Genomic DNA, 14,014 nt, shown 5'->3' with positions numbered 1-14,014 from the left:
TGCCCGGCACGAACTGCCGGACAAGCAAAAAGGCGGCCGAACCCGGGTTCGGCCGCCTTTGCGAGGTCAGGCGCCTTGCGGCGCGAGGGCTTAGCCCTGGAACAGGCCCAGCAGGATCTGGCTGGACGAGTTGGCGATCGACAGGGCCTGCACGCCCAGTTGCTGCTTGGTTTGCAGGGCCGTCAGGCGGGCGCTTTCCTTGGCCAGGTCGGCGTCAACCAGGTTGCCGATGCCGGCTTCCACCGCGTCCTGCATCTTGCTGTTGAAGGTGGTCTGGCGTTCCAGCGACTTGGACTGGGTGCCGATCGTGGCCAGGCTGGCGGTGAAGGATTCGATCGTCGTCTGCACGGCCGCGGCCGTGGCGGTGGCGGGCGTCGGGTCCACGGCGGCGGCGAAGCCGATGTCGTAGGTGGTGCCGCCCGTGTCGGTGATAACGCTGTTCACCGCGCCGTCGGTCCACAGGTTGACGCCGTCGAAGTTGGCGCCGGCCAGCGCCGCGTCGATCTCGTCCTGAAGCGCGTCGTAATCGGCCTGGAGCGCGTCGGTGGTGGCGGTCGAGCCGCCGGCCTCGATCGCGACGGCCAGCGCCTTCATCTCGGTCAGGGCCGACACCACGGTGTCGCCGGCCGCCAGGGCCACGTCGACGATCGACTGGCCGCGTTGCAGCGACTGGCGCACCGAGTTCAGGGCGCCCAGTTCGGCGCGTTGATTGGTGGCGATGGCGAAGATGGCGCCATTATCCTTGGCCGTCGCCACGGCCAGTCCCGTGCTGACACGGTTCTGCGTCACGGCCAACGAACGGTTGGTCGCGTTGAGGTTCTGCAGGGCCACCAGGGCGCCGGCGTTCACATTGATGCTGTTGTTAGCCATTTTGGCTGTCCTTTTTCACTTCGTGTGATGTCCGACGCCATTTTGGCGGCCGGGAGCATTTTGCTCGGTCTTCCAGGAGCAAGGTCGAGGCCAGGCGTCAGGCGCGCCGGCCGCCCGCTAACCCATTGAAATTATTAAATCTCATTGCAAGGCTGGCGGCGACGCCGGGCAAGCTTGTCCGCCTCACGGCAGAAGTTGCCGGGTCGAAGCTGCCGGGCGGGGTTCAGTCGGCCCCCCGCGCGCGGTCCTGCAGGGCCCGCTCGGCCAGCAGGGTCTGGACCGCCAGCCGGCGCGCGGCGTCGCAGGCCACGATCTGGCCGCCGCGCGCCGCATAGGCCGCCTCCAGGTCGCCCACGGCGGGGTCAGCGGGCAGGGTCGCCAGGGCGCACGGCCGCGTCGCCGCTTCCGGCAGGACCAGCCGCACCGGCGCAGCCGTCAAGGTCGGGGGCGATCCCGCACAGCTCGCCGTCATGACGACGCAGGCGATCGGCGCGATCGGTTTCAAGGGGCTGATGGGCATCGGCGGCGCTCCTGGCCTGGTCGAGGGCGGCGGCCGTGACCTGGCCGACCGTCGCCTCGCGTTGATGGAATTCGTCGAGGCGGCGCATCTGGTCCGCGCCGCCCTGGGCCTCCAGGCGGCGCGCGTCGGCCTCGGCCCGGCCCAAGGCGGCGCCCGCCTCGGCCCGCTCCAGCCGCCGCCGCTCGAACCCCAGCGGATCCCAGCGCAGGCCCAGGCCGCCCAGCAGCGCAGACAGCAGGACCAGCGCCGTCACGCCGCCGGCGATCCAGGCGGCCGCGCGCATCAGGACGCGGGGGCTCATGCAAACGCCTTCCGGTCCAGTTCGAAATGAGGGCCGTCGCGCAGGGTGGGCCAGTCCCCGCCCCAGACGATGGGCGTGCCCCGCGCGGCCGCGGCGGCGCGGAAGGCCTCGGCGATCCGGCCGTACAGCGGCCAGTCCCAGCGCACGCGTCCCTCCACCAGGGCGGCGACGTCCACCGCGTGTCCGGTCAGGTGGCGCGAGTTCAGCGTCCGGCTGGCCCCGGCGCGCACCAGGGCCGCCTGCCGCGCGGGCGAGCGCAGCCCCTCGGTGACCATGAAGTCGACCGGCGTGATCAGGATCGCCGCCTCCACCACCGCGACCAGGGCCGGATGCACGCCCTGAAGCCGCGCCCGAGAGCGGGTCGAGAGTCTGTAGCTCATGGCCGCCCCCGAACCGCCAGGCGCAGGCGCAGATTGGCCGCCACCGCCGCCAGCTGCTGGGCCGTCGGCGCGACCAGATACAGGACCAGGATCAGCGCCATCAGCGTCATCAGCCCGTTCGCCGTCTCTGGCAGGCGTTCGGGCGGCGTCGCCCGCACCGCGCCCCGCAGCAACCAGAACAGGGCGGCCGTCACCGTCAAGGCGTAGAGCCTGCGCCAGAACCAGCGCCCCTCGGCCAACGGCCGCGCCGGTCGTCTTGTCCCCAGTCGCTTCACCATGTCTCCTCCTCCCCCTCCAGAGGACCGTCGCGGCGGCCGTCGGCCATGGCGCGCCAGTCGTCCTCGCTCAGGCTGGCGGGAACCTCCCAGGTCTCCTCGTCCAGCACCTCGACCGCCTCGGGCGCGCGCAAGCGTCTCATCGCCGTCACCCGATCGCCGTGACGCGCACGGCGCCCGGCGCGCCCGCCCCGCCCGCGCCGGACAGGCTCTGGCCCGCGCCGCCGCCGCCTCCGCCGCCGCCGTGAAGGCCGCCCGCGCCGCCCGGCTGTCCCGCCCCCGAGGCCAGGGCGCCGGCCCCGCCGCCGCCGCCGCCCGCCATCGACAGGGCCGCCGATGGCGCATCGCCTCCCGCGCCGCCGGAACTGGCGCCGCCCGTCCCGCCTTGGCCGGGTCTCAGGATCACCGCGCCCGCGCCGCCGGCGCCGCCCTGGCGCGCCGCGTTGGAGGCGCTCAAGCCCCCGCCCGCGCCGCCGCCGCCTGGTCCGGACGGCAGGGCCGAGGCCGCGCCCGCTCCCGCCGTGCCGGAGATGGAGGACGCCCCGCCGCCATTGGCCGGCTGCACGCCGCCGCCGCCCGCGCCCGCCGCGCCCGAGGCGGCCAGTCCCCCGCCGCCGCCCAGGCCGCCGTGGGCCTGAAGGATCGTCTCGCCGTTCAGCCGGACGCCGCTGACGCCGCCGGCGGCCCCGGCCTGTCCCGCTCCGCTGACGGCCGCCCCGCCCGCGCCGCCCGGTCCGACGTCGATCAGGATGTCGCCGTCCAGGACGGCCGCGGGCCAGCGCGCTTCGGACACGCCGCCCGCGCCGCCGCCCCCGCCGCCGTAACGGACCGTGCCCGCCGCCCCGGCCATGCCGGACCCGCCGCCGCCGCCGCCACCGATGGCCACGACCTCGATCCACCGCGCCCAGGCGGGCGGCGAATAGGCGGCGTCGGCGGTGAACAGGACGCTTTCGACCCGCGCGGCCCCCTGGTCGAACGACACCCGGCCGGTGGCGCGGTCCACCGACCAGGCGGTACGCCAGGTTCCGCCGTCCGCGCTGACCTTCAGGCTCAGGTCGTCGTTTCCGACCAGCCCCAGCTCGGCCCGGCCGCCGTAACCGCTCTGGAACAACAGCGACAGCACGTCGCCCGCCGCCTCCTTGTTCAGCGTCATCCGCAGGTCGCCGTCGCCGCCCTCTCCGGCGCCCAGGGCCGTGAACAGCAGCTTGTTGACCTTGGCCGCGAAGGGATTGGCCGCGTCCGCCGTGGTGTTGATCCCCAGCCGCAGGACGCTCAGCGCGTCGCCGCCCGCCCCGCCGATCCAGTCCGCCAACGACGTCCAGCCGGCGTCCGTTCGCGTCACCACCTCCTCGGCGTCCAGCACCACGGCCAGCAGCCCCCGCGGCGCCGGAACGACCGCCCAGCCGCCCGCCTCGTAACGCATCAGGTCGCCCGCCGCCCGGCCGCTCCAGCCGGCGCCGGTCGGATCGTCGGGCAGGATGTAGAGGTCGCCCTCGCCCGGCGCGGAGGGAGCCTCGGCGGTCGTGCGGCTGATCACGGCGGTCTGCAGCAGGGCGTCCAGCCGCGTCAGGGCGGTGTTCAGGGTCACGTGCTTCTGCATCTGGCCCGCGGCCAGATAGGGCAGCGCCAGGCGGGCGCTGAAGTCGTCGCTCATCGCAATCTCCATCGGTGTGGAGATCAGCCTGACTCAGCCGCCGACCCAGGCGCGCCGATCGTCGTTTCGACCCGTCAAGCCGTTGATCGCAAACGCGACTTTCTTCGGAATTGGGATGGCTGGCGGCGTCCGGCGCGCGCAATCAGTCGTGCAGATAGACGATGCGCTTCAGCTTGGGGTCGTCTCGCACCGTGGCCAGGTGCCGCTCGTGATCGCCGCTGGCGCGCGCCGCCGCCTCGTTGTCCTCGACCCAGTGGGTCGCCTCGATATGTTTCTGCAGGGCGCGGGCGGCCAGCAGCTGCCCGGGAAAGAAGGTGTCCACCAGATCGCCCGCCAGGGGGACGGTTCCCGTGGCCGTGTCGACGGCCATGTAGGCGGCCATGCGAGCCAGCACCGCCGGCGTGGCCCGCGCCCGCGTCGCCTGCCACATCAGCCACCCCGCCGTGCCGACGGTATAGGCCGTGCCCACCACCGGAACCCAGGTCAGCAGGGCGTCCATGCCGAAGCCGACGGGACCGATGCCGATGACCCGGTCCGAAAGCTTCTTCACGCCCTCGACATTGGCCCAGATCTTCTCGATATCCGCGATGGTCCGCCCGGCCATTGTCCCCTCCTGCCGACGATTAACGCCCGATCATGCCCCTCGTTCAACCGCAAAGCCTGTCGCTGCCGCTGATCCTGAGATGGGCGGCCAATGCGGTCGCGATCTGCGGCTTTCTGGGCGCGGCGAGCTTCGGCCTGGCGGCGCTTAGCGGGATCGGCCACCGCTGGGTCGACATCCTGGCCCAGTTCACCGCGCCGGTGCTGATGGCGGCCCTGATCGCCGCCCTGGCCTGCCTGATCCTGCGCCTTTGGCCGGCCGCCGTCGCGGGCGGCCTGGCCTGCCTGGTGCTGGCCGTCGCGGTCTGGCCGCAGTGGGCGCCGCCCAAGGGCCGGCCCCAGGCGGGCGCGCCGGTGGTGCGGGTCTATTCCGCCAACGTCTGGGCCCTGAACACCGATGTCGCGGCCATGGCCCGGTCCATCGCCGCCGCCGACGCCGACGTGGTGATCCTGGTGGAGTTTGGCGACGCCCCGGCCGCCCGCATCGACCAGGTGCTGGCCGGCTATCCGCATCGCGCCCTGCTGGGGCGGATCGACCGACCCAGCGGCCCGGCCCGGTCGGTGATCGCCTCGCGCCGTCCGATCCTGCGCCAGCTGCCCGATCCGCCGGACGGCCTCAGCACCGTGGGCGCCGTCGTCGATACGGCCCTGGGTCCGATCACCGTCTTCGGCGTCCACCTGACCCGCCCGTGGCCGTTCCAGTATCAGTGGGGCCAGATCACCCAGGTCATGGCCCTGGACGCGCGCCGGCGCGCCGCGCCCGACCATCCGGTCATCGCCGCCGGCGATTTCAACAGCGTCTCGACCGCGCGCATCGGCCGGCAGATGAAGACCGACCTGGGCCTGGTGCCCGCCCCCGGCTGGCCCGGCACCTGGCCCAGCCGACTGCCCGCCTTCCTGGGCATCACCATCGATCAGGTCTGGCGTTCGCCCGACCTTGCCCTGCTGTCGCGCCGCTTGGGAGAGCCGACCGGATCGGACCACCGCCCGGTCGTCACCGAATTCACCCGTGCGGCCGAATAAGCGCCCGCAGCCGCGCCTCGTGCCCGTCGGACGGAAAGTCGGCGGCGATCCAGTCCGCCTCGAACGCCTTGAGCAGGCGTCCCGTCTCGGGCCCGGGCGCAACGCCCAGCCGCGCCAGGTCGCGTCCGCCCACCGGCATCCGCGGCGGCGTCCAGGTTTCGGCCAGGGCGCGCAGCGGCGCGCCGTCGCCGCCGCCCTTCGCCTCCGCCCGCGCCAGGCGATCCTCGAACCCCGCCCGGCCCAGCCGATAGAGGGCCGCGCGCGCCGCCGCCGGCGCCGCGCCCGGCGCGACCGGCGGTCCGTCCGCGACCATGACGGCCAGCCGATCCCGCAGCGCGTTCGACAGGCGCAAACGCCGGGCCGCCGCCCTCACCGCCGCCTCGTCCTCCGGCAACAGGGCCGACAGCCTCAGCGCGGGATCGGGGCTGAGGGCGCACATGGCCTCGAACAGCGCCGGCGGTTCGGCTTCGGGTAGGATCTGCACCAGCACGCCGCTGTCCGTCATGGCGCGCAGGGCCGGGCGCGGATCGGGCGCGGCCAGCAGCTTCAGCAGTTCCTTGGACACCCGCTCGGCCGACAGGCGCGCCATGCCGTCCTTCAGCCGCGCGCACGCCGCCAGACCCGTCGCGTCGGGCGCGCCCCGGCCGTACCAGGCGTAGAAGCGGAAGAAGCGCAGGATGCGCAGATAGTCCTCGCGGATCCGGGTCTCGGCCTCGCCCACGAAGACGACCCGCCCGGCCGCCGCATCCGCCAACCCGCCCCCCGTCGGATCGAACACCGTACCCTGCGCATCGGCGTAGAGGGCGTTCAGCCGGAAGTCCCGCCGCGCCGCGTCCTCGGCCCAGTCCTCGGTGAAGGCCACCACCGCGCGCCGCCCGTCCGTCTCCACATCCCGCCGCAGCGTGGTGATCTCATAGGGCCGGCGCCCCGAGACGCCCGTGACCGTTCCATGCTCGACGCCCGTGGGCACGGCCTTCAGGCCCGCCGCCTTCAGCGCCTGGATCGTCTGTTCGGGCCTCAGGCGGGTGGCGATGTCGATGTCGTCGACCGGTTGGCCCATCAGGCTGTTGCGAACGCAGCCGCCGACGAAGCGAGCGCAGTCTGTCCCGCCCGCCGCCGCCAGCGCCGCCATCACCGCCCGCGTCGAGGCCGCGCGCAGCCACGGCTGGTCCGCCATCGAGGCCGTCACGCCGCGTCCTCGCCGGCGGCGGCGCCGGGCGCGGTCTCGTCGCCATAGAGGCGCGCGTGCAGCCCCTTCAGTATGCCCGCGGTCGCCCCCCAGATGTAGCGCTCTCCCCACGGCATGGCCCAGAACCAGCGCCGCAGACCCGCGTCGACATCGTAGAAGTCCTGGCGGTGGTTGGCCGCGTCCATCAGGAAGTCCCAGGGCGTCTCGAACACCTCGGCCACCTCGTCCGGCGACGGCGTGACGCGCGGCGGCTCGCGCAGCCAGCCGACCACCGGCGTCACCAGGAAGCCCGTGCCGGTCTCATAGGCGTCCGACAGGCCTAGGACCTCCACCGCCGCCGGGGCCAACGCCACCTCCTCGTCCGCCTCGCGCAGGGCGGCGGTCACGGCGTCCTCGCCGGGGTCCAGCCGCCCGCCCGGAAAGGCGATCTGGCCGGTGTGGCTGGCCAGGGTGTCGGCCCGGCGGGTCAACAGCACCGTCGCCCCTTCCGCGCGCGCCACCACGGGCACCAGCACCGCCGCAGGCCTCAGCTCGGCCTTCACCCGGTTCATCGTCGGGTTCAGGTCGAAGTCGGACCGCGCGGCCTGGAAGCCCGGCCGCCAACTGTCGACCGGCGCCAGCCGCTCGACCAGCCGCGTCCTCAGCGTCTCCAGGCTCACGACAGCGCCCCCAGATCGAACGCCTGGCCGGCCGACCGCAGCACCAGACGCCCGTCGACCGCCTCGGCCGCCTCGACCATGTCGTAGAAGACCGGCCGCACGATCCGCGCCCACAAGTCCCGCCGCACATGGAGGCGCGGGCGCGGCTCGCCCGTCGCCGCCTTGGTCTCGACGACGATGGGATTGTCCGCATCGACGCGAACCTCGTCGCCGACGTCGGTCGTGAAGATCAGCGCCTCGCCCTCGCGGCGCATGGCCACCGCGCGGAACGGCAGATCCTCCACCCCGATCCGCAGTTTCTCGACCGGCGTGACCAGATGGTAGCCGTCCGGATCCTTGCGCAGGACGGTGGAGAACAGCCGCACCAGCGCCTCGCGCCCGATGGGCGACCCCTCGTGCATCCACACGCCGTCGGCGCGGATGACGATGTCGATCTCGCCGCAATGCGGGGGATTCCACAGATGCACCGGCGGCAGGCCGCGCCCCGGCGCCTGGCGGGCGGCCTCGGTGACGGCTTCAAGGCCGGCGCTGGCTTTGGGCGTGATCGTCGTCATGTCCGAACATGACTTAGGCCGCTCGCGCGGTCTCGAAAAGGCGTCAGCCGATACGGACAGGGCCCTCGACGCGCTCGACGTCCGTCCCCAGCCAAAGAATCCGCCGCCGGTCCACCGGCCCCGGCAACGCCGCGTCCGGCGCGGGCTGGAAGCCGAAACGCTCGAAATAGGGCCGGTCGCCGACCAGAAGCACGCCGCCGACGCCCATTCGGCGCGCCTGGTCGACGCAGGCCTGCACCAGTTCGGCGCCTAGGCCGTCGCTGCGCGCGGCCTTGTCCACGGCGATCGGACCCAGAAACAGCGCGCGCGTGTCCCCGGCCAGGATGGGCCACAGCCGGACCGAACCGATCACCCGGTCGTCCTGGCGCGCCACGAAACCGGCGCTCGGGGTCGAGCCCTCGCGCAGCCGCTCGGCCGTCTTGGCGAAACGGCCCGGCCCGAACGCGGCCAGGACCAGTGCCTCCACGCCTTCGGCGTCGGCCGGGGTCTCGGCGTCGATGCGGCTGGCGGCCGAGGGCTGGACGAAGGCGTGCGACATGGGCGCTCCGGTGCGGGCGCGCGCACCTAGGACCAAAGCGGCGCCAAATCAAGGCGCGCGGGTCGCCTCAGCCCGCCTTGGAGAAGTCCGGCGCCCGCTTCTGGGTGAAGGCCATGAAGGCCTCCATCGCCTCCGGGCTCTTCATCTGCGATCCGAAGGCCTCGCCCTCGCGCTGCATCCGCGTCCACAAGGCCTCGGCGTCGCGCATCAGGCGCTTGGTCTTGCGGATCGAATTGGGCGCGCGCGCCGCCAGGGCGGCGGCCAGGGCGGCGGCCGTCTCGTCGACCTGGCCGGCCGGAACCGCCCGGTTGGCCAGGCCCCAGGCCAGGGCCGTGCGGCCGTCGATCGCCTCGCCCAGGGCGAACAGTTCAAAGGCGCGCTGGTGACCGATCGCCGCCGGCAGCAGCAGGCTGGACGCCGCCTCCGGCGCCAGGGCCAGATTGACGAACGGGACCGACAGCAGGGCGTCCTCGGCCACGACCACCATGTCGCAATGAAGCAGCATGGTCAGGCCGATGCCGACGGCCCGCCCCCTGACGGCCGCCACCAACGGCTTGTCCAGATCCGCCAGGGCCTTCAGGAAACGGAACACCGCCATGTCGAAGGGCTGCTCCGTCTGCGAACCGATGGCGATGAAGTCGCCGATGTCGTTGCCGGCCGAGAAACTGTCGCCCTCGGCCTTTAGCAGCACCGCCCGGACGGCGGCGTCGGCGCGCGCGCGCTCGGTCGCCTCCGACAGGGCGGCGTACATGGCCTGGGTGATGGCGTTCTTCTTGTCGGGGCGCGCCATCACGATGCTGAGCACGCCGTCGTCGAGATCGGTGCGGATGTGTTCGCTCATCAGGCTTCCTCGTCCCTTTCGACGTTCGACCACCAGTCGACGCCGTTCGTGTCGCGCGTCCGCCGTGCGCGGCCGCGCCTTTCCAGATAGTTGAGGTGCGCCTGGGCCTCGCCCGTGGCCATGCCCAGCATCGCATCCCCCACCGCCCGGCCGAACACGGCCGGAAAGGCGTCCAGCACCCTAGTCGGTTTCCGCAGCGTCCGTTCAAGTCGTTTCAGCGCGGTTTCGTGCCCGCGCCTCAGGGCGGCCAGCCGTTCGTGAACGCCTCGGAACGGCTCCCCGTGCGAGGGCAGGATCAAGGCGTGCGCCGGCAACAGGGCGCGCAGCCTGGCCAGGGAGTCCATCCAGTCGCTCAGGGGATCGGCGTCCGGCTCGGTCGGCCAGACCGACACGTTGGAGGAGATGCGCGGCAGGATCTGGTCCCCGGCGATGAAGACGTCGTCGGACGTCCGCCACAGGCAGACGTGCTCGGGGCTGTGCCCGGCCCCGACCACCACCCGCCATTCCTCGCCGCCGATCGTCAGCGCCTCGCCGTCCTGCAACCGCGTGAAGGCCCGCGGCAGCGGGCTGACCCCCTTGCCGAACATGCCGTAGCCTTCGCGCCAGGCGGCGATCTGCTGATCGCTCCACCCGGCGGCGCGATAGAAGACCTCGCCCTCCGGCGGCGCGTCCCCCGCACTCTCGGCCGCCAGCGTCCGTCCGGTCAGATATTCCGTCCGCGACATCGACAGCGGCGCGCCCGTCCGCCGACACAGCCAGCCGGCCAGGCCGATGTGGTCGGGATGCATGTGGGTGCAGATGACCCGCGTGATCGGCCGCCCCTGCAGCGGGCCGGCAAGCAGGGCCGTCCAGGCCTCGATCGAAGCCGGCGTGTTCAGGCCCGCGTCGATCACGGCCCACCCGGCCCCGTCGTCCAGGACATGGATATTCACATGATCGAGTTGGAACGGCAACGGAAAGCGCGCCCACAGCACGCCTGGCGCGATGTCGTGCGCTTGACCCGGCAAGGGCGCGGCATGATCCAGATATGCCACGTTCAAAGCCGGTCTCGGTGGGCGGATGCAGGGCTTGAACCGTCCAAGTGCGTCTCCATTCGAAACGCTATGGTTAGGCCGGTCAGGCGTTCACGTCCAGGCACGCCGCCTTATGGTCAACCTTGACGACGCTATCTTCAGGAGACAAGGCTCCCGCAAGACCTTTCCGGCTTGTAATGAGGATTGTCCGGTGTTGAAAAAATCGTTGGCCGCCATGTGCGGCGTCGCTGCTGCTCTTTTGGTTGGCACGCCCGTCTTTTTGACGCCGACTACGGCGTTCGCGGAGATGTCCGGACAGTCCACCCTGCTCCGCGGTGGTCGCTCCAACGAATATCAGGATCAGCGTGAGCAGCAACGCGAATCGCGTCGCCAACAGCGCGAGGGACGTCAGGAGCGGCAGCAAGAGGCAGCGCCTGCCGATCCCGAGAAAGCCAAGGCGGACGCCCAGACAGCTCTAACCGCCACCGGCTCGTCATGCTCGGTGACCGAGGCTAAGTTGCTGGGCCAAACGGCCGAACGGGTCGATCTCTTCGAGGCGGTCTGCGCTACCGGCCCTGGCTATATCGTCGTCGCTTCGACACCGCCTCAGGCCGTGGATTGCGCTCTGCTGGCGAGCCAGGCCGAAACGGCGCGTGCAGCGGATCCCGCTGCGGACGTGGGAACGCTCTGCACGCTTCCGGCGAACCAGAATATCGCATCCGTCTTCTCCGGTTATGCGCGCGAAGCCGGCATTTCTTGCGACGTGGACGAAGGTTTGGCGATTGGGCAAACCTCGACCGGTGAAACCGTGTATGAAATCGGCTGCTCCAACTCCGACGGCTACTGGCTCGAAAAGACAGCCTCCGGCTGGACCAAGACCCCCTGCCTGCAGATCATGAGCCAAGGCAAGGCGTGCCGCTTTACGACCGTCGCCGAACAGGTCTCGGATTTGCAAAAGCTGTTTACTGGTACGGACGCCTCGGATTGCACCGTTCAGCAGATCAAGCTGATGGGGCAGAATGCGAATGGCCAGTTCATTGAGGCCAAATGCGAAGCGGCCGGCACAGGTTACATCGCCCGCATCAAGGATGGTGCGGTTGCCCAGGTTTACGGCTGCCCGGCGCCGACGATCGGCGGCGGCTGCACATTGACCACTACGCCGGAAGCCGACGCGACCGAACAGTAAGCCGTCGCCGCATCACTTCCCAGACGCCGCCGGATCGCAACGGCGGCGTCTTTGTTTCTGTCGCCCTCTTTCCCCGAACCGAGACGCGGCCTAGCGTCCCCGCCATGCGCATCGCCACCTGGAACGTGAATTCGATCAACGCCCGCCTGCCCACGGTGCTGGCGTGGATGGAGCAGGCCAATCCCGACGTCGCCTGCTTCCAGGAGATCAAGTGCGTGGACGAGAAGTTCCCGCGCGAGGCGTTCGAAAGCCTGGGCTACAACATCGAGACCCACGGCCAGAAGTCCTACAACGGCGTCGCCCTGCTCTCGAAACACCCGATGTCCGATGTCCGGCGCGGCCTGCCGGACGACGAGGCGGACGAACAGGCCCGGTATCTGGAAGCCCTGATCGAAGCCCCCCGCCCGATCCGGGTCGGGGCGATCTATCTGCCCAACGGCAATCCGATCGGGACCGAGAAGTTCGACTACAAGCTCGCCTGGTTCGACCGGCTGAACGCCCATGCGCGTCGCCTCCTTGCCCATGAGGAGCCGTTGGCGCTGTGCGGAGACTACAACGTCATCCCCGAGCCCGAGGACGCCCGCAATCCCGCCGCCTGGACCGACGACGCCCTGTTCCAGCCCCAAAGCCGCCGCGCCTTTCGCGCGCTGAAGAACCTGGGCCTGGCCGATGCGCATGAGATCGGCGACGAACCGGCCGGGACCTATACCTTCTGGGACTATCAGGCCGGCGCCTGGCAGCGCGACCACGGCATCCGCATCGACTTCGCCCTGCTGTCTCCGCAGGCGGCGGACCGCCTTCGCGGCGTCGAGACCCACCGCGAGGCCCGGGACATGGAAAAGCCCAGCGACCACGTGCCGGTGGTGATCGACCTCGACCTGGAGGGCTGAGCGTCATGGCCGACGCCTTCAGGGTGGTCCTGCTGGTCGCCCTGGCGGCCGCGCTGTTGACGACGCTGGCGCTGGGTCTGTCCTGGTGGATGGAGCCGTCCCGGCGGATGCGGCGCGCCCTGCTGAAGGCGCTGGGCGGCGCCCCGGAGGTCGAGGCCATGGCGGTCGGCGAAGGCCGGGCCTGCGCCCTGAACTTCGATGTCGAGCAGGTCGTCGTGCTGTGGGCCAACGGCGCCCACGGCCTGGCCTACCATTTCCAGGAGGTGGACGGGGGCGAGATCATCGTCGACGGCCATGTCGTCGCGCGGGTCCGCCGCGGCGAGGCGCGCAAGGCGCTGGACGTCATGGCGCCGGACGCCGAACAGGTGGTGCTGCGGCTGATGTTCGCGGACGCCCGGAACCCGGAGTTCGAACTGGCGCTGTGGGACGCCGCCGCGCCCGCCCCGACGGGATCGCCGGGCGAAGCCCTGCGGCTGGGCCGGCGCTGGCTGTCTCATCTGGAAGCCCTGCTGAAGGGGTGAGCGCCGGCGTTCGGGGGCTTTCGATCCCCGCGCGGGAGCGCTAGAAGCGGCGGCTCGTTCCCCCTTCTCGCATCCCCTGAAGGAGCCCGCCGTGGCCCGCCTTTTCGACGCCTACATCGTGGCCGACTGGACCGCCGCCGAGACCAGGAAGCTGGGCGACAACTCGTTGTGGATCGGCGTGGCCAAGCGCGACGTGCGCTTCCGTCTGTACACGGAGACGCACAATGTCGCGACCCGCGCCGAGGGCGAGGCCCTGCTGAACAGCCTGCTGGCCGATCACCGAAAGCGCGGCGATCGGGTGCTGGTCGGCTTCGACTTCAACCTGGGCTATCCGGCGGGCACGGCCGCGCGGCTGAAGTTGTCCGGCGCGCCCTGGCAGGCGATGTGGAAGTTCATCGCCGCCAACGTGGTCGACAAGGCCGACAACACCAACAACCGCTATCAGGTGGCGGCCAAGATGAACCGGCTGATGACCGACGAGGCCTGGCCGCTGTGGGGCGCGCCGGCCAAGCAGGCGCAGCGCTGGCTGACCACCACCAAGCCGCCGCAGGGCACGGGCGACATCCCCGAGTTCCGCGCCACGGAGGACGCGGCGCGCAAGGGGCGGCTTCAGCCCAAGAGCGTCTGGCAGATGCACGGCGCCGGCGCCGTCGGCGGCCAGACCCTGGTCGGGATTCCCGCCGTGCGCCGCCTGCTGGAGGCCCTGGGGCCTTCGGGCGCCGTCTGGCCGTTCGGCACGGGTTGGCGCGCCCTGACCCCGGAGGACGTCGCGCCGCTCTCAGCCCTGGTGGTCGAGGTGTGGCCGTCGATGTTCGACGCCCGGCCGGCCGAAGGCGAATACAAGGATCAGGCCCAGGTCCGCGCCACGGCCGAGGCCCTGGCGCGGCTTGACGACGCGGGCGACCTGGCCGGCGCCTTCGCCCCGCCCAAGTCGGCCGCCCCGGAACTGATCGACCGGGTCGAGCAGGAAGAAGGCTGGATCCTGGGCGTCTGACGCCCG

General features: G+C 71.6%; 19 protein-coding genes. 5 read left to right on the top strand and 14 right to left on the bottom strand.

Features of this window, described 5'->3' with window-relative positions; translation table 11 throughout:
* Positions 1–90: 90 nt before the first annotated feature.
* The 8 genes from M8231_RS02500 to M8231_RS02470 all read right to left on the bottom strand — a co-directional run bounded on the left by M8231_RS02500 (position 91) and on the right by M8231_RS02470 (position 4,604).
* Positions 91–870 (bottom strand): flagellin, encoded by a 780-nt coding sequence (locus tag M8231_RS02500; protein ID WP_250202171.1) that lies wholly within the window; start codon positions 868–870, stop codon positions 91–93.
* 223 nt (positions 871–1,093) lie between these two features.
* Positions 1,094–1,225, bottom strand: a complete 132-nt coding sequence (locus M8231_RS16850) for a hypothetical protein (RefSeq protein WP_283843790.1) — start codon at positions 1,223–1,225, stop codon at positions 1,094–1,096.
* Positions 1,226–1,232: 7 nt separating this feature from the next.
* Positions 1,233–1,691, bottom strand: coding sequence for a hypothetical protein (locus M8231_RS02495; RefSeq protein ID WP_250202170.1), 459 nt, complete (start codon positions 1,689–1,691; stop codon positions 1,233–1,235).
* The gene (locus tag M8231_RS02490) at positions 1,688–2,071 is read right to left on the bottom strand and encodes a M15 family metallopeptidase (RefSeq protein ID WP_250202169.1); all 384 of its coding nucleotides are present in this window, start codon (positions 2,069–2,071) and stop codon (positions 1,688–1,690) included. Before M8231_RS02490 ends, M8231_RS02495 begins: the two co-directional genes overlap by 4 nt.
* A complete protein-coding gene (locus tag M8231_RS02485; RefSeq protein ID WP_250202168.1) occupies positions 2,068–2,349 on the bottom strand; it encodes a hypothetical protein in 282 nt (93 codons plus the stop codon). Before M8231_RS02485 ends, M8231_RS02490 begins: the two co-directional genes overlap by 4 nt.
* Positions 2,343–2,489, bottom strand: coding sequence for a hypothetical protein (locus M8231_RS02480; protein ID WP_250202167.1), 147 nt, complete (start codon positions 2,487–2,489; stop codon positions 2,343–2,345). Before M8231_RS02480 ends, M8231_RS02485 begins: the two co-directional genes overlap by 7 nt.
* Positions 2,490–2,494: 5 nt before the next feature.
* Entirely contained in the window at positions 2,495–4,000 is a 1,506-nt protein-coding gene (locus M8231_RS16845) for a DUF2793 domain-containing protein (protein ID WP_284150803.1), read from the bottom strand.
* Between the two features lie 142 nt (positions 4,001–4,142).
* Positions 4,143–4,604 (bottom strand): DUF4112 domain-containing protein, encoded by a 462-nt coding sequence (locus M8231_RS02470; RefSeq protein WP_249751304.1) that lies wholly within the window; start codon positions 4,602–4,604, stop codon positions 4,143–4,145.
* A gap of 32 nt (positions 4,605–4,636) precedes the next feature.
* On the opposite strand from M8231_RS02470, the gene M8231_RS02465 reads away from it, so the two are divergent.
* Positions 4,637–5,623: an endonuclease/exonuclease/phosphatase family protein gene (locus M8231_RS02465; RefSeq protein ID WP_250202166.1), complete on the top strand. Its 987-nt coding sequence runs from the start codon at positions 4,637–4,639 to the stop codon at positions 5,621–5,623.
* Here the strand turns inward: M8231_RS02465 and M8231_RS02460 are convergent.
* From M8231_RS02460 to M8231_RS02435, 6 genes are all read right to left on the bottom strand, one after another.
* Positions 5,604–6,800, bottom strand: a complete 1,197-nt coding sequence (locus M8231_RS02460) for a CCA tRNA nucleotidyltransferase (RefSeq protein ID WP_431307132.1) — start codon at positions 6,798–6,800, stop codon at positions 5,604–5,606. The genes M8231_RS02465 and M8231_RS02460 overlap by 20 nt on opposite strands.
* 8 nt (positions 6,801–6,808) lie before the next feature.
* Entirely contained in the window at positions 6,809–7,471 is a 663-nt protein-coding gene (locus M8231_RS02455) for a CoA pyrophosphatase (protein WP_250202164.1), read from the bottom strand.
* Positions 7,468–8,025 (bottom strand): DUF1285 domain-containing protein, encoded by a 558-nt coding sequence (locus M8231_RS02450; RefSeq protein ID WP_250202163.1) that lies wholly within the window; start codon positions 8,023–8,025, stop codon positions 7,468–7,470. The genes M8231_RS02455 and M8231_RS02450 overlap by 4 nt, the downstream gene beginning before the upstream one ends.
* Before the next feature lie 43 nt (positions 8,026–8,068).
* Complete coding sequence (locus M8231_RS02445; RefSeq protein WP_250202162.1) at positions 8,069–8,563, bottom strand: GNAT family N-acetyltransferase; 495 nt, start codon at positions 8,561–8,563, stop codon at positions 8,069–8,071.
* 67 nt (positions 8,564–8,630) lie between these two features.
* Positions 8,631–9,404, bottom strand: a complete 774-nt coding sequence (locus M8231_RS02440) for an enoyl-CoA hydratase-related protein (protein ID WP_250202161.1) — start codon at positions 9,402–9,404, stop codon at positions 8,631–8,633.
* Positions 9,404–10,438, bottom strand: coding sequence for an MBL fold metallo-hydrolase (locus M8231_RS02435; RefSeq protein WP_250202580.1), 1,035 nt, complete (start codon positions 10,436–10,438; stop codon positions 9,404–9,406). Before M8231_RS02435 ends, M8231_RS02440 begins: the two co-directional genes overlap by 1 nt.
* A gap of 112 nt (positions 10,439–10,550) precedes the next feature.
* Here M8231_RS02435 and M8231_RS02430 point away from each other — a divergent pair, with 112 nt between their 5' ends.
* From M8231_RS02430 to M8231_RS02415, 4 genes are all read left to right on the top strand, one after another.
* A complete protein-coding gene (locus M8231_RS02430; RefSeq protein ID WP_250202160.1) occupies positions 10,551–11,603 on the top strand; it encodes a hypothetical protein in 1,053 nt (350 codons plus the stop codon).
* A 104-nt stretch (positions 11,604–11,707) separates the two neighbouring features.
* Positions 11,708–12,493, top strand: coding sequence for an exodeoxyribonuclease III (gene xth, locus M8231_RS02425; RefSeq protein WP_249751314.1), 786 nt, complete (start codon positions 11,708–11,710; stop codon positions 12,491–12,493).
* 5 nt (positions 12,494–12,498) lie between these two features.
* The gene (locus tag M8231_RS02420) at positions 12,499–13,014 is read left to right on the top strand and encodes a hypothetical protein (RefSeq protein ID WP_249751315.1); all 516 of its coding nucleotides are present in this window, start codon (positions 12,499–12,501) and stop codon (positions 13,012–13,014) included.
* Between the two features lie 91 nt (positions 13,015–13,105).
* Positions 13,106–14,008, top strand: coding sequence for a cobalamin biosynthesis protein CbiG (locus tag M8231_RS02415; protein ID WP_249751316.1), 903 nt, complete (start codon positions 13,106–13,108; stop codon positions 14,006–14,008).
* Positions 14,009–14,014: the final 6 nt, after the last annotated feature.

The sequence above is a fragment of the Brevundimonas albigilva genome, from assembly GCF_023573565.1.
GTDB classification, from domain to species: Bacteria; Pseudomonadota; Alphaproteobacteria; order Caulobacterales; family Caulobacteraceae; genus Brevundimonas; species Brevundimonas albigilva.
Note: the sequence above shows the minus strand (reverse complement) of the source record. Positions and strands in the feature narration are given on the sequence as shown.

What these genes read in the sequence shown, in the direction of transcription:
- M8231_RS02490 (WP_250202169.1), bottom strand. Translation starts at nt 2,071, where the DNA reads ATGAGCTACAGACTCTCGACCCGCTCTCGGGCGCGGCTTCAGGGCGTG.
- xth (WP_249751314.1), top strand. Translation starts at nt 11,708, where the DNA reads ATGCGCATCGCCACCTGGAACGTGAATTCGATCAACGCCCGCCTGCCC.
- M8231_RS16845 (WP_284150803.1), bottom strand. Translation starts at nt 4,000, where the DNA reads ATGAGCGACGACTTCAGCGCCCGCCTGGCGCTGCCCTATCTGGCCGCG.
- M8231_RS02495 (WP_250202170.1), bottom strand. Translation starts at nt 1,691, where the DNA reads ATGAGCCCCCGCGTCCTGATGCGCGCGGCCGCCTGGATCGCCGGCGGC.
- M8231_RS02445 (WP_250202162.1), bottom strand. Translation starts at nt 8,563, where the DNA reads ATGTCGCACGCCTTCGTCCAGCCCTCGGCCGCCAGCCGCATCGACGCC.
- M8231_RS02450 (WP_250202163.1), bottom strand. Translation starts at nt 8,025, where the DNA reads ATGACGACGATCACGCCCAAAGCCAGCGCCGGCCTTGAAGCCGTCACC.
- M8231_RS02485 (WP_250202168.1), bottom strand. Translation starts at nt 2,349, where the DNA reads ATGGTGAAGCGACTGGGGACAAGACGACCGGCGCGGCCGTTGGCCGAG.
- M8231_RS02500 (WP_250202171.1), bottom strand. Translation starts at nt 870, where the DNA reads ATGGCTAACAACAGCATCAATGTGAACGCCGGCGCCCTGGTGGCCCTG.
- M8231_RS02440 (WP_250202161.1), bottom strand. Translation starts at nt 9,404, where the DNA reads ATGAGCGAACACATCCGCACCGATCTCGACGACGGCGTGCTCAGCATC.
- M8231_RS02430 (WP_250202160.1), top strand. Translation starts at nt 10,551, where the DNA reads ATGGTCAACCTTGACGACGCTATCTTCAGGAGACAAGGCTCCCGCAAG.
- M8231_RS02420 (WP_249751315.1), top strand. Translation starts at nt 12,499, where the DNA reads ATGGCCGACGCCTTCAGGGTGGTCCTGCTGGTCGCCCTGGCGGCCGCG.
- M8231_RS02470 (WP_249751304.1), bottom strand. Translation starts at nt 4,604, where the DNA reads ATGGCCGGGCGGACCATCGCGGATATCGAGAAGATCTGGGCCAATGTC.
- M8231_RS02465 (WP_250202166.1), top strand. Translation starts at nt 4,637, where the DNA reads ATGCCCCTCGTTCAACCGCAAAGCCTGTCGCTGCCGCTGATCCTGAGA.
- M8231_RS02480 (WP_250202167.1), bottom strand. Translation starts at nt 2,489, where the DNA reads ATGAGACGCTTGCGCGCGCCCGAGGCGGTCGAGGTGCTGGACGAGGAG.
- M8231_RS02460 (WP_431307132.1), bottom strand. Translation starts at nt 6,800, where the DNA reads ATGGCGGACCAGCCGTGGCTGCGCGCGGCCTCGACGCGGGCGGTGATG.